General features: G+C 59.8%; 10 protein-coding genes. 8 read left to right on the top strand and 2 right to left on the bottom strand.

What is annotated here, in order from left to right; all coding sequences use genetic code 11:
* Nucleotides 1-27 precede the first annotated feature (27 nt).
* Nucleotides 28-507, top strand: a complete 480-nt coding sequence (locus KUF59_RS35015; RefSeq protein ID WP_258767749.1) for a DUF2721 domain-containing protein — start codon at nucleotides 28-30, stop codon at nucleotides 505-507.
* Nucleotides 508-1,006: 499 nt separating this feature from the next.
* Nucleotides 1,007-3,610 (top strand): MASE1 domain-containing protein, encoded by a 2,604-nt coding sequence (locus KUF59_RS35010; RefSeq protein WP_258767747.1) that lies wholly within the window; start codon nucleotides 1,007-1,009, stop codon nucleotides 3,608-3,610.
* Between the two features lie 208 nt (nucleotides 3,611-3,818).
* On the opposite strand, the gene KUF59_RS35005 is transcribed toward KUF59_RS35010, so the two are convergent.
* A complete protein-coding gene (locus KUF59_RS35005) occupies nucleotides 3,819-5,417 on the bottom strand; it encodes an FAD-binding oxidoreductase (RefSeq protein WP_309500890.1) in 1,599 nt (532 codons plus the stop codon).
* 219 nt (nucleotides 5,418-5,636) lie between these two features.
* A complete protein-coding gene (locus KUF59_RS35000) occupies nucleotides 5,637-5,834 on the bottom strand; it encodes an antibiotic biosynthesis monooxygenase family protein (protein WP_258767745.1) in 198 nt (65 codons plus the stop codon).
* Nucleotides 5,835-6,398: 564 nt separating this feature from the next.
* On the opposite strand from KUF59_RS35000, the gene KUF59_RS34995 reads away from it, so the two are divergent.
* The 6 genes from KUF59_RS34995 (at nucleotide 6,399) to KUF59_RS34970 (ending at nucleotide 13,593) form a co-directional block, all read left to right on the top strand.
* The gene (locus KUF59_RS34995; protein WP_258767744.1) at nucleotides 6,399-7,241 is read left to right on the top strand and encodes a DUF1194 domain-containing protein; all 843 of its coding nucleotides are present in this window, start codon (nucleotides 6,399-6,401) and stop codon (nucleotides 7,239-7,241) included.
* A 269-nt stretch (nucleotides 7,242-7,510) separates the two neighbouring features.
* On the top strand, nucleotides 7,511-8,065 hold the full coding sequence (locus tag KUF59_RS34990) for a thioredoxin family protein (protein ID WP_258767743.1): 555 nt from the start codon (nucleotides 7,511-7,513) through the stop codon (nucleotides 8,063-8,065).
* 670 nt (nucleotides 8,066-8,735) lie between these two features.
* Nucleotides 8,736-9,905, top strand: a complete 1,170-nt coding sequence (locus KUF59_RS34985; protein ID WP_258767742.1) for a saccharopine dehydrogenase family protein — start codon at nucleotides 8,736-8,738, stop codon at nucleotides 9,903-9,905.
* 186 nt (nucleotides 9,906-10,091) lie between these two features.
* A complete protein-coding gene (locus tag KUF59_RS34980) occupies nucleotides 10,092-11,375 on the top strand; it encodes a S41 family peptidase (RefSeq protein ID WP_258767741.1) in 1,284 nt (427 codons plus the stop codon).
* 335 nt (nucleotides 11,376-11,710) lie between these two features.
* Nucleotides 11,711-11,905, top strand: a complete 195-nt coding sequence (locus KUF59_RS34975; RefSeq protein ID WP_212462693.1) for a hypothetical protein — start codon at nucleotides 11,711-11,713, stop codon at nucleotides 11,903-11,905.
* Between the two features lie 536 nt (nucleotides 11,906-12,441).
* Nucleotides 12,442-13,593, top strand: coding sequence for an ABC transporter substrate-binding protein (locus KUF59_RS34970; protein ID WP_258767740.1), 1,152 nt, complete (start codon nucleotides 12,442-12,444; stop codon nucleotides 13,591-13,593).
* Nucleotides 13,594-13,681: the final 88 nt, after the last annotated feature.

Raw genomic sequence — 13,681 nt, 5'->3', positions numbered from 1 at the left:
CTGCGTTCGTAGAATGGGTGCACAGGTTTGGCAACAGCGGAAGGCTTCAGTGAAATAGCACAGGCCATTCAGCTTGCCCTTGCACCGGTGTTCCTGCTCACCGGAATTGCGGGAATGCTGAGCGTGATGGCCGGTCGCCTTGCCCGGATTTTCGATCGCTGCAGCGCACTTATCGAGAACGAGAATATTTTGACGCTGTCAGTTCACAAGACGTTGGAGCTCGAACAACAAAGTCTGGAAAAACGAAGGCACATCACAAGCGTCGCTATGACCGCATCAACGATCTCCGCACTATTGGTATGCTTGGACATTGCGGTCATATTTTTTGAGCTGATGCTTGATAAGCCTCTGAAATGGCCCATCGGTATTCTCTTCATAGCTGCCGTTCTGTTTTTGATCGTAGGGTTGGCGTCCTTCCTCCGCGAGGTACACCTTGCGATGAAGACAACCCACATCACCTTTCCTGGCGCGTCGCGGCACGGAACGCCTTCGAATTCCGAGAGATGAGTGGACGTCGGTTATCGAGGTCGATCGCCTGCCGTTGACCCATCGCGACGAATCTAGCAGTTCTCGCAGAAGTCTCTTTTCGGAAGCAGAGCCGACGTGTTTTGCTTGCCGGGACTATTACGGCTCGCGGCCCAACGCGCTCGTTGGAGAGACAGCGAGAGCTGTTCCTTTGCGTCAACAGAGAAAGCGATTGCTGATGAGATCTCACCGACACGGGATCGGACCTGTTTGCGTGTTCCGGATGCCGCCATGCCCCTTTCGTCTCCTGGTATATCTCCGCCATTAGGTCAATGGTGCTGCCCGATGGCCCCGATCCCGACGTTGCGCAGCGCCCCCTCTACTCACGATCGTGCGGCCATGCTTTGGTCAAAACTGCGTTGAGTGTTTGGCAGGGGCATCGACGCAGTGAAAATGCTATCGCCGTCTTTCGGGTGACATTGAACCGGGGCCAAGTCGACCCCCTACCGCATTCTTGAGATGCCCACCGCAAAGGCTTGTGATGGAAAGGGCAAGGTTTGATCAGGCCAAGAGTTTCGCTTTTGGCGACGCTCGGAGCGCTGCGACCTACTCGGTCGAAATCTTAATAGTCGCGGCGATTTACGGTGGCCTTGCCGAATCCGCGCGATTCCTTCCCGCAATCAATCCAACCGCGACACCGCTATGGCCACCAACCGGGCTTGCGCTCGCGCTGGTCCTGCTGCGCGGCTACCGGATTTGGCCCGCGATCTTAGTGGGGGCCGTCTCTCCTTACCTGATGGCCGACCGATCGCTTTTGGAGCTTGGTTCCGTCGGGATCGGCACTCTGCTCGCGGCGTTTGCCGGGACGTGGCTGATTAGTCGCTGGTCGAATGGTCACCAGACGTTTGGCACCCCCTCTGGAATCGCAAAGTTTGCAATCATTTCCTTTGTGCCGACCACGGTGATGAGCTCAACCATCGTCCTGGCAGGATTCATTCTCGCCGATAAACTGAGTTTTTCCGATTCGGTCGTGACCTGGTTGACCTGGTGGCTTGCAGACGCGGCTGGGACCTTGGTGATTGCGCCGGTCGTCGTGCTCTGGGCAATGGCGCGCTTACGTCGAGCTTCCAAGTGGGAACTATCGGAATCGATCGCGGTCTCTGCTCTCGTGAGTATCATCGGGATCATTGCTTACAGCCCGCTCATCGGCGGTGACCTCATCAGCAACGACCTCAATCTGCCGCTGCCACATCGGAGCCTTCTGGGCTTTCTGGTTCTACTGCCCCTGATGTGGGCTGGTTTGCGCGGCAATCGATACGGCGTCGCTACGGCCGCACTCATTTTCCTCAGCATGGCCGTGTGGGGTTTCTCGGTGGGTAACGATCCATTTCCGAAAGCGGATCTGGATGGATCGCTATTAGCGTTACTCGTGCTTTCGCTCAGCGTATCTGTGCCGCCTCTTGCATTGGCCGCAGCAATTGCGACGCGCCAAGACATTGAAGCCCATTTGCTTTCCCTTCAGGACGAACTGAGCCGTCAGATTGAACGGAAAAATTTGGCACTCGACAGCGTTAGACGCCACTTTCAAGTTCTTATCGAAGGCGTCGTCGACTACGCAATCTTTGCGCTTGATAAAGAGGGGCACGTTACCAGCTGGAACAGTACCGCACAAAAAATCATCGGCTACACCCCGGAAGAAATCATCGGCAAGCATTTCGGGATATTTTACCGGCCGGATGAACGCCGGGCAGGCTCACCAACCCGCGCATTGGAGTCGGCAATTCAGGAAGGCAAGCACGACGTTGAGGGTTGGCGGATCAGGAAAAATGGCACGCCGTTCTTCATTACCGGCTCGGTGTCTGCGAGCCGCGACGGCGCAGGAGTTCTGATCGGGTTTATCAATATCCTCCGGGACGCAACCGAGCGACGCGACGCGGAGGAGAAACTGGTCCAGGCGCGCGAACAGCTCGCGATGTCGCAGAAGATGGAGGCGATCGGCAAACTGACCGGCGGAATTGCGCACGACTTCAACAATCTGTTGATGATCATTGGAGGCAGCGCTCAGATCTTTGCTCGCCTGCTTGATCCAAAGTTGCCAAAAGCAATCGAAGCCATACAGACCGCGGCCAAGCGCGGAGAAAGCCTCACGCGCCAATTGTTGACATTCTCTCGTCATCAGCACCTTAGCCCGACGATCGTTGATCTGAACGAGGCGATAAAGAACATGCGGACCATGATCGAGAGCTCGCTGCGCGGGAACATTGTGTACAACGAAAACATTGGCGAGGGTATTTTGCGGGTCAAGGTGGACCTCGCCGAACTGGAACTTGCGATTGTGAACATTGCCGTTAATGCCCGCGACGCCATGCCGAACGGCGGCACCTTCTCGCTGTCTGTGAACGCCGTCACCGTAGATCACGAGATTGGCGATAATCGCCGCGGGGACACGTTCTTTGCGATGGCATTTAGCGATACCGGCACTGGTATTCCGCCAAATCTTCTGTCCAAGATGTTCGATCCATTCTTCACGACCAAGGAGGTCGGCAAAGGAACCGGGCTCGGTTTGTCCCAAGTTTATGGTTTTGCGCACCAAGCCGGCGGAACGGTTACGGCAGATAGCACGGTCGGAGAGGGAACAACGATCACAGTGTATCTGCCGTCGTGTGCAGACGAGAAAATCACGAGTAAAGAGCACTCCTCTGCCAGAGCAAAATCACGGCAACCGCAGCGTCAGACGGTTCTCGTCGTCGACGACAGCGCTGATGTGGCAGATGTGACATCCTCGCTATTCGAGCATCTGGGTTATGAGACCATCTATCGAGATTCGGCCGAAGCGGCATTGAAGCTGCTCGAAACGGGTACAAGGATCGATCTCGTCTTCAGTGATATCGTCATGCCAGGGACCATCGATGGCGTCGGGCTCGCGAGAGAAATTCGGTCGCGTTATCCGCACTTGCCGATCGCCCTCACAACGGGTTACAGCGATGCGGCAAAAGCAGCTCCCCCAAATCTAAGAATACTACGCAAGCCGTTTGATACCGAGGCACTAAGAGATCTTATCCAGGATCTTGCGCCCCCGAGATCAATGAGATCATCCGGCGTACCTCTGGCGTCAAGCACGACTGACGCTTTGCGCAGAAGTTGACTGGTCGCGCCATCGCGGGCATTGCTCGGCGGTGCCGACGCAGTGATCGAACAGGCTTCTTTCGTGGCGGATGCGCGAGTCCGATTCTGCCCCCTTTGAGACATGTCGACCAGCGTTGGCGACGTCCGTTCACCGCGGGTGACCGGAAATCATCGTGGCAGTGCCGACCGAAGCGAATCGGTGCAAGAGCACCTTCACCAGCATGCGCCTACGGATCAATCAGGACACCCGGGTTGAGCATGCCCTGCGGATCCAGTTCGCGCTTGGCTGCCCGCAAGGCGGCGACGAAAAGCTCTGGCTGTTGTCGGTCGTACCATGGCCTGTGATCGCGGCCGACGGCATGATGATGCGTGATGGTGCCGCCTGCCGAGATCAGTGCGTCGCTCGCTGCATTCTTGATGGCCTGCCACTGCTCGAGAAGCGCGCCGTGGCGACCAAGGGCATGGAAGGTGAAATAGGGTGCAGGCCCGTCCGGGTAGACATGGGTAAAGCGGCAGGTGACTTCACCCTTGACGCCAGTCGCTTCCAGAATGGCGCGCTCGGTTGCCGCTTTGACTTTGTCGTGAAAGCTTTCGAACCGATCCCAGGTGATGGCAGTCTCGAACGTATCGTTGATGAGGCCCGCGGGCGTCAGAAATTCGCGCGCATAGGGCATCCGAATAAATGCGTTGCGCCAGATGCCTGCCGCGCCCTCTAGATGCGCGTCGCTCGCCTTCCCCGGCCCCGTCGTTCCTCCATGGTCGGTGCAGCATTCCAGCGCGCGTGCCATCCAGGCGTCCAACGGATGATCGCCCGACTCGAACGCGAGCACCATGACGGCAACGCTTCCATCAGCCGCACCGGTATTGTAAGCCTCCTGCGGGTCCAGGATCCTGCAATTTGACGGATAGAGGCCCGCTTGCGCGACTGCACGCACGGCGCGCGCGGCGTCGAAGAACGAGGGAAAACGAACCGATGCGCCGGCACGGAATTTTGGACGCGGCTGCAATCGCATCCAGGCGCGCGAAATCACGCCAAAGATTCCTTCCGAGCCGATGAACATGCGGTCGGGACTGGGTCCGGCGCCCGAACCGGGAAGCCGGCGCGTCTCCAGCACGCCGGCTGGCGTCACGACGCGAACGCTTTCAACGAAATCGTCGATGTGGGTGTAAAGGCTGGCAAAATGGCCGCCCGATCTCGTCGCAATCCAGCCGCCGAGGGTCGAATATTCAAAGCTCTGCGGGAAATGCCGCAATGTGAGGCCATGCGGCTTGAGCTGGTCTTCCAGAGACGGACCATACGTGCCGGCTTCGATCGATGCGGCGCGCGATACCGGATCCGCTTCGATGACTTTGGAGAGATTGCGCAGATCGAGGGTGACGGCGGCCTTATGCTTGATGCCGTCAATGCGCGGCTCGACGCCGCCGCAGACACTGGATCCGCCGCCAAAAGGCGTCAGAGAAGCGCCGACAGATCCCGCCCAGTCCATAACGGCGGAAATCTCCGCCTCGTTACGAGGATAAGCCACGACGTCGGGCGCACACTCATAGTCGCCAAGCATTGCTCTGACGTAATCCGGATAGGACTTGCCATAGGTGTGCGCGGCCCGATCGTAGTGTTCGGTCGTGCAAAGGGAGACCAGCGAAGCCGGCGGCAGCACGCGCGGCTTCCGCAAGGAAAGGTCTTCAAGGCGTGGGACGGCAATCGTGTCGAATTCGTCAGTTCCAAACTTCGCATGATAGCGATCGAGGACAAACCTTCGCTCCCCTGCGCTCATGCCTTCGCCTTCGCGTCCCCACCCGTAATGCTTTAGCCTTGCGCCAGCCATAGGGGCCCTCCCGCTTCTCTTCGAGAGTATTCGATGATCGAACAATACAGCTGAACGGCACGCGCCGCGAGAGCGAGCTCGTTCAATCCCGGGAAGCGATCGTCAGGCTTCCGTGCTCGATGCGAATGCGAGCACCTTCAGTGGGCGTCCAGAACCTGGACTACTTCGTAGAGATGGGGATCGATTTGATCGGTCAAATCGTCAAACTTAGCCCACGCCTTACGAAAATCCGGCGATTGATGGGCGATGCGCCGAGTCCGGGCTTCGATGCAAGCTAATTGAGACAAAGCCTGGCTGGCCCGCCATGAATCGCGCTCGATCGGCCATCAGCGATAGCGCCTCGTTCTGCTTTTCCGGTCCGGCTTCAATTACAGTGATCTGCGTAACGACCTGATTGCCTGTTTGAATGTGGGTCATGGCGTCACTCCTTCTCCAATGGCCGCAGCTTCCACCTTAAGCTCCGTTTCCCGTGATGCTCGTTGCGCGAAGGATTGAACTCCCGAACATGGTGACCGTTCAAATCGCGCTGGCCTGCTTCTGACCCGATCGACATCCCTGTCCCGGCGGCCGACGCTGCGGCAACGAAGCTTGGCTGCTCCGCCGCCGCAGCCGAGGGCGTTTAGGCGGCGCGAACATAGCCGTAGCGGAGATTCGAGGGTGGCATCGCAGCTTGCGCGTACTCGTTCTTGAGCGCCGCGAGGCGGTCCTCGGAAAAGGTCGGCCGAACCTATTCCCCACCGGTAGCAGACCCATTGTGCTCACCTTGAGTTTTGTCGTTCATGACCCCGAGCAGACATCCCGTTCCATCGTGATCCAGGAACCTCCTTGTGCAGCGCGTCTTTCTAACTGCGGCTCGCTATGCGAGCGGCATGAAGGGAGCTCCGCCTCGATTGCTGCGAAGGTGGACGACAATTGCATATTTCCGCTTTTCGGTGCGCGTTTTGGGTGTCACCATGCTCGTGAAAGGACGGGAGGGCCGCCATGCGCTGGTGTGTCTCGATCGGGGCGGTGCTTGTTGCGGGGACGCTAGTTGGAGGCGACGTTGCTGGCATTGCCGCGCCGAACCCGAAATCTCGATTCGCCGACACCAAACACAATGTATCATCCGTCAATGTCGAGCTCGTTATCGCCGTCGACGTCTCCTATTCGATGGATATGGACGAACTTGCCGTTCAGCGCGAGGGCTATGCACAGGCCATCGTGTCGAAAGACTTCCTGCAGGCGCTGAGTGCCGTTCCGGGCAGCAAGGTGGCCGTGACCTATTTCGAGTGGTCGATGTCGGGCGACGACAAGATCATCATTCCCTGGCGCGTGATCGACGGCCCGGAATCGGCGGATGCCGTGGCCGCCGAGATCATGAAAACGCCGGTTCGCCGAGGTTCGAGTACCTCAATTTCCGGTGCGATTAATTTCGCACTGCAGCTATTCGAAGAGAATCCGTATCGCGGGTTGCGGCGCGTCATCGACATTTCCGGCGATGGGCCGAACAACGACGGAGCCCCCGTAACCGGCGCGCGAGACGCTGCCCTCGAGAAAGGCATCATCATCAACGGCCTCCCGATCATGGTGAAGGAGCCATCCCTCTCGACGACCGATATCGAGAATCTCGATCTCTATTACGAGGACTGCGTGATCGGAGGGCCGGGCGCCTTCATTATCACGATCAAAGATCGCGAAAAATTTCAGGAAGCGATCCGGACCAAGCTTGTTCGAGAAGTTGCGGGCCTCACGTCAGAGAGCGGGATCGTCCCAGCCGCCGAGAAAGAGCCCCGGGTGCCCTGTCTGATCGGCGAAAGAAAATCGCAGGAGCGCACCCGGCGGTGAGTGTCGAGACAGTCATTCAGAGCCGCCGGACGAACAAACTTTGGACAGCAGTTTATCACAGTTTCAGCCCCGCGCGCCGGGACATTGGAGCTGCTAACGTCCGTTCGTGGCCAACCGACGAAATCCCGCGCTCGTCCCAATGGCGGCTGTTAAGGGTCGACCGGAAATTGGCTAACGTATGGCCAAAACGACGCGACTGAGAGCAGGCTTTAGAAGCGGTGCCCCAGCAGGCCGTCGTCAGCATATATCTGGGCGCAAGGAGGTGCGATATGGCGACAGCAGCTACCCAAGTCGTTCTTGATACGCTGGCGCCGGTGTTCCAGCTTCCGGCCACCGATGGCAAGACTTACGCACTGGACGACGTTGCGGGCGAAAAAGGCACGGTCGTCGTCTTCATCTGCAACCATTGTCCCTATGTTAAAGCGGTGATCGACCGCATGGTTTCGGACGCCCGCGTGCTGATGTCGGAGAGCATAGGCTTTGCGGCGATTTGCTCGAACGATGCGGCGAGCTATCCCGAAGACTCATTTGAGAATATGAAACGTTTCGCGAAGGCTTATGATTTCCCGTTTCCATATCTCCACGACGAGACCCAGACAGTCGCTCGGGCGTACGGGGCGGTCTGTACGCCGGACTTCTTCGGTTATAACGCCGACCGCAAGCTCAAGTATCGCGGCCGGCTCGACGAAGGGCGTACAACTCCGCCTCGCGCGGGGGCGCCCCGAGAGCTTGTCGAGGCCATGCGCGCGATTGCGACCACCGGTCTGGCGCCGGCTGACCAAAAGGCGTCTATTGGCTGCTCGATCAAATGGAAGGACGAATGAAGCCGATCCCTGTCAACAGGTTTCGTATCTGAGACCGCCGCGTGCGGCAGCATTTGCTGCACGTGTGCGATTTGACTAGCGGAATCACGAGGACCTTGCGGCTGCTGCCGGAGTCGCGTTCGCTCCTTCTGCTTCCGGGGCAACACGAGGCTTCGGCTCCCGCAATCCGACCCGTCAGTGCTGCGTCGCTTTTGCGACACCGATCGACTCCTCGTCCGCCTCGATGTCTGCTCTCGAGCGCTCGGACGAGATTTCCTCACCCTGAGTTCTTCCGGTGTTGGCCCGTTTGGGACATGCCGACCGGCCCGGAAACTGTCCGCTTATCGAGGGAGACCGGAAGTGGCTCGTCCGCGGTCAAAATGGCGTATTGACTCCAACCGGACGTTGCGCGCCCCAAGACAGGAACTGTGGTATCCTCCGTCAAACGCGATGGGACGGTTCAATGAAAGCGGCTGCCCCCTCGAATGGCACTTGCTGCGCGTCCTCGTGTCTCGCCGGGCTCAGGGACAGCATAAAATGGCCTGGCATCCCCACCTCTTAGGCGCCTGCCCGGCCCGCGCCGACGAGGTGATCGAATGAGTGCGCTAGGCAAGATGGTGCAATCCAGCCGGCGGAAGACCGGTCCGAGTAAGGGGTAGCGCTCGCCCGGGTCTCGAGGAGGACCAGCGTCGTGAAGCGGGACTTCGACCTCATCGTCTATGGCGCGACGGGTTACACCGGCCGTCTCATCGCCGAATATCTGGCGACGTCCTATCGCGGCGACGATGCTCCGTCCTGGGCGATCGCGGGACGCTCGACCGACAAGCTCCAGAAGGTGCGTGCCGACATCGGCGCACCAGACGATTTGCCTTTGGTGAAGGCGGATGCCGGCGAGCCGGCCAGCCTACGTTCGATGTGCGAACGTGCGGCCGTGATTATCACGACGGTCGGGCCTTATCAGCTCTACGGCCCCGAGCTTGTGGCCGCCTGCGTGGCCACGGGCACTGGCTATGTCGATCTGTGCGGCGAACCGGCGTGGATGCGGCGCATGATCGACGCCCATCACGAAGAGGCGAAACGGACCGGCGCGCGCATCGTCTTCTCCTGCGGCTTCGATTCCATCCCGTTCGATCTCGGCGTGCTCACGTTGCAGGAGAAGGCGCGCGAGAAATTCGGACGCCCCGCGCGGCGGGTTAAAGCCCGCCTACGCAAGGTGAAAGGCGGCATGTCGGGCGGCACCGCGGCGAGCGCCCAGGCGACGTTGGCGGCCGCCGCGCGCGACCCGGCCCTAATCCGGCTGCTGACCGATCCCTTCGCGTTGACGCCGGGGTTCACCGGGCCGTCTCAGCCGTCGGGCCTCATCCCCGAATACGACCCGAGCATGAACGTGTTGCTCGTGCCGTTCCCCATGGCGCCGGTCAACACCAAGAACGTGCACCGCACGAATTTCCTGTTGGGGCATCCCTACGGCCCGGACTTCGTTTACGACGAGATGATGGTCGCGCCGGGTTTGGGGGAAATCGGTCGCGTGACGACGGAGACGTTCGCCACGATGGTTTCCTTGTTCGGGATCGGCGGCCTCAAACACGGCGCAGGCCCGACTCGGGAACAGCGTGAGAAGGGCTTCTACGACATCCTCTTCCTGGGCGAGCAGCCGGATGGCCGACGGGTCGAGGCCGTAGTCACGGGCGACCGCGATCCGGGCTATGGCTCGACCAGCAAGATGATCGCCGAAAGCGCTCTCTGCCTCGTGCGCGACGTGCAGGGCGAGGGCGGCATCTGGACGCCGGGCGCGCTGATGGGTCCGGCGTTGCGCGAGCGTCTGAAGGAGCGCGCCGGCCTTACCTTCAGCGCGCGTTGAGGTAACGCTGCAGAACTGCAGCGGCGAACTGGATTGCGTCGATCGTAACCCAACGAAACAGCGGATTGGCGTGCGCGGCCGCAAATCCGGTTCAATGGCCGCTTTCGGCCCGTTTGAGACATCCCCTCTGGCTCCGAGAATGTCCGATTGTCGGGACAGCGACGAGCTCCATCGCAAGGTTGCACGATGAAGAAGGTAATCAACTCAGCACCGTCGCGCCGCCACTTTTTGCGGCTCACGTCAATGGCCACGGCATCAGCTCTGACTCCAACGGTGTTGCGGGCCGAGCAGCAAGAAGCAGCGAATTCGGCCACATCCCAAGCCGTGCCCGCACGCATCGCCACGTTCGAGGAGGTATGGCGGACCGTACGAGACCGGTTCTACGATCCGCACCTACACGGGCTCGATTGGTCGGCGGTCCGGGAACGTTACTTGCCGGACGCCACGCGGGCGAGCTCCGAAGAGGCGCTGGCCGGCGTCATTAATAGCATGCTCTCTGAGCTGCATGCTTCGCACACCCGCTACTACACACCGTACGAACCAGAGTACTACCAGCTTTCCGATATCTTTGCTGGTGCGTTAAGGCGGCGCGGACTCGAGCGTGTTTTTCCGGGTGGCCGCATCTCCTATCCCGGCATTGGCGTCCTCTCGCGTCTCGACATGCAGGGTCGCAACATGATCACCGGCGTTATAGAAGGCACGCCGGCCCAACAAGCCGGCCTGCTCGCTGGCGATGTGATCGTCTTCGCCGATGGCGCACCGTTTCAGCCAGTACAGTCATTCCGTGGCGAGGTCGGCAAGGAAGTTGTGCTGGGGCTGCGTCGTGCCGGCGCGTTTATGCAAATATCGGTTACCCCGGTCGAAATTGAGCCCAACAAAATGTTCCTGGACGGCTTGAAGGCCAGTGCCCGTATAATACCGGCCAACGGCCGAAGCATCGGTTATGTTCATGTCTGGTGCTACGCTGGCTCCGTGTATCAGCGGACGCTCGAGCATCTTGTATCGGAGAGCCCCCTGAACGGCGCCGACGCGCTGATCTGGGACTTGCGCGATGGCTGGGGCGGCGCGATCCCCGGGTATCTTGATTTGTTCAACACGCGAGCGCCGACGATGCAGGTCACTGATCGCAATGGCGCCAGCCAACTCGAGAACGTGAAGTGGCGCAAGCCTGTCGCCATGCTTGTCAACGGTGGCACCCGCAGCGGCAAGGAGATCCTTGCCTATGGCTTCAAGAAATATCGGCTTGGCGAGGTCATCGGCAGCCGGACCGAGGGAGCTGTCCTCGCTGCGACGGCATTTCTCATTGACGGCGGCTTGCTGTTGCTCGCCGTCGGGGACGTGCAGGTCGACGGCGAGCGGTTGGAAGGCGTTGGCGTCGCACCGACGATCGAGGTCCAAGCTGACCCGGCCTCCATGGGTCCAGGTGATCCTCAACTCAATCGTGCAATCGCAGTCCTATCTTTGGCCTGAGCCTCGGGAGGCAGCCCTGCTAGCTCTGATCCGCGAGGACCGGACGCCGCAAGTGAAATGCTGCGCTTCTTGCTTGAGCATTCGCTCCCACGCAGCCAGGTTAGAGAAGTCCGCTCCTGGCCTTCTGAGCCATGCAGGTCAGTCCGAATATCCGGTTGCGCGCCCAAAAGCGGACGTGACCCGGACTCGCGGCGTCGCGAAGCGGCGATTGTGCGACACATCGAGAATGGCTCTGTTAAGCAACTTCCCTGCTTAAGGGAGTGGCCGCCGCGCCGGCCCCTCCCCATTTTGGCTGCGGGGGACGAGCACGTCCTCGTGCGCCTCGGAGATGGGCAATGACCATAAGAACCTTTTGCAGGCTTGCCGCCGCCATCTTTGCCCTGATCGCGCTTCTGCAGTTGATCCGGATTATAATGGGGTGGTCCGTCACCTTGAATGGCATCGATGTGCCGATCTGGGCGAGCTGGATTGCGGTCACCGTGGCGGGCGCGTTAAGCTTCGTCGGTTTCCGCGCCGCCACGCGCAGCTAAAGGCTCGCAGAGCTCGCCCGGGCCGATCTGTCGCCGGGGCAGCGGAGCCACTTCCCCACTCGCGGACACTGTGATCGGCACACGGTCAAACCGAATTGCCCATCGTGGATGTGAGCGACAGATCAAGGCAGGTGATCAAGGTCAAGAATGCAAAAGCCCTAGCTTTTCAGCTAGGGCTTTTAGCAATTGGTGGATGGCGTGCTACGGGCTAAGGCCTCGAGGGCGCATGCCCCTTCCATCTCCACCTTCCTCTCCCATGCCAACGGGAGGGTAAACGACCTCCTCAAAGGAGGCCAAGAAGGGAATGCTATCCATTACTGGTCGCAACCCCTGATTTGCAAACTAACCACTATGGCGGGCAGTTACCAGCCAGCAAGCCTGCCCTATTCCAAGGTGCGTGGTCGCCTTCCGAAACTTGCAGCGGCAAAAACAGGCCCCCGGGAGCTGTGGCTCTCCGGGGGCTTTCCGATCGTCGGGATCAGGTACATCCGCTGCCCCATCCGACCCGAAAACAATCTCACCACCCGATCGTGTGCATGATGTGGCAGCGATACGTCATCGAGCGGGCGATTTTGGAAGCGACTGGAGTGAAGGGTGAAGTCGCCTGCCGCTTCACCCACACAAATCAGACGGTTCGTGCTGCGACATTTACGCATGCCCACGACGGCGGTACGACTCGGACGTTCGGTCACTGGGGGGTACGCATGAGACGGCGCGAGTTCTGCATTCTGCTCAGTGGTAGCAGCGCGCTTCTGCTGCCCGCGGTGAGCCGCGCGCAGCAGGTCGGACGCCTCTATCGGATCGGCTATCTCGGCTCGGGTTCTATGGACCCCGCGCTGCTCGAGGTCCTGCGTCAGCGGCTGCGGGAAATCGGATGGGTTGATGGCAAGAACATCAGTTTTGAATTTCGCTTCTCCGAAGGTCGCTACGAACGCCTGCCCGCTCTCGCAGCGGAGCTGGTCGAAAGCAAGGTCGACGTGATCGCGGCATCGCCAACACCGGCTGCACTTGCGGCGAAGGACGCGACCCAATCCATCCCGATCGTCGGCATCTCGTTAGACAACCCGGTACGGCATGGGCTCGTCGCCAGCCTCGCCCGACCCGGAGGCAACGTCACCGGCGTGACCTACGGTGACGGACCGGAAATCTTCGGCAAGGACCTGGGTTTCTTGCGCGAGGTTGTGCCGGATCTGCGCCGCCTCGCGGTTCTTTCCAATTCCACCGGTCTCAATCATGGGCCGATGATGGATATTCTTGAACCCGCAGCACGATCGCTCGGAATCGAGCTCAAGGTATTTGACGTGCAAGCTCCGGAGAATTTCGATAGCGCATTCGACGAGATGACCAAAGCCGCCGCGGAAGCTCTATTCGTCTTTGGTGATCCGATGTTCGGCGTACATCGCAAGCGAGTTGCCCAACTCGGCGTGCAACATAGGCTGCCGACGATGTATACGAACCGGCCTCACGTCGAGGCCGGCGGCTTGATGTCCTATGCGGCGAGCTTTCCGGACATCTGGCGGCGGGCTGCGAATTACATCGACCGCATTCTAAAAGGGGCAAAGCCCGCCGATCTTCCCGTGGAGCAGCCAACCAAGTTCGAACTGGTGATCAATCTCAAGACTGCGAACGTACTCGGTCTTACGGTGCCACCGGCGCTGCTTGCTCGCGCCGACGAAGTGATTGAATGACGTTAGTGACGCATTGCTTGGTGCGGCGCATGAGTCCGGAATTGATGCTGTGGACGGCTCCTCCACCGGCACGAGAGTGCCAAGGAGT

Origin of the sequence: Bradyrhizobium arachidis (assembly GCF_024758505.1) — a bacterium.
In the GTDB taxonomy this organism is placed as follows: Bacteria; Pseudomonadota; Alphaproteobacteria; order Rhizobiales; family Xanthobacteraceae; genus Bradyrhizobium; species Bradyrhizobium manausense_C.
The sequence above is the reverse complement of the archived record's forward strand: the minus strand, read 5'-3'. Positions and strand labels throughout refer to the sequence as shown.